Annotated in this window: 1 pseudogene; it reads right to left on the bottom strand. The window is 41.0% G+C overall.

Annotated features, from left to right (window positions below):
• Positions 1-216 precede the first annotated feature (216 nt).
• Positions 217-608, bottom strand: a pseudogene (gene torD, locus CIK04_RS26110) (molecular chaperone TorD); the annotation flags it as partial.

Genomic DNA, 608 nt, shown 5'->3' on the forward strand with positions numbered 1-608 from the left:
CACACTAGAAAAGCAGCAGCTTAGCTTTAAATAAAACACAAAACCGCATGTATTTCAGCGGTTTGCATTAAATCATATTTTATCGATTGCGGTCTCAATTTTAGACTGAGACGGCAAGAGTGGCAACCTACTCAAACAGCGAAATGTGTATCCGTGTTCACACTTTAGTGGTTAAAGTGTAACCGAGTGTTTGCTCTATTGATAAGGGCGTAATTATTATCCAACTAAATAGTCGCTGTCCAGCATACAAAACGCAACAAGTAGTTTTATTGCGCTGTTATAGAAGCCAAACTCATCATATTGTGCTGCTCGTTAGAGAAGGTAGGTAACCAAGAGAGCAACATTTCTTGAATAAATGTGTTTTGCTCGATGAAAGCATCTTCCATGTGGCGATCTTGTTCAAACTCATTTGAGCGAATGATGAGGTTGCCAAGAAAGTCGAGCATGATCGCTAAGTGATCGGCCGGTTCATTTAGTTGTTGATTGACCTGCACACCATGTTTTTTTAGCCAAGCATCCATTTTTTTGTGCCGGCGCCATTGAGTAGGCCATCTTTTGTAAGGTAAATTGATGCGTATGGCAGCGCGCCATGTTTTGCGGTTTTCAAA

It is taken from the genome of Vibrio sp. 03_296 (genome assembly GCF_002265885.1).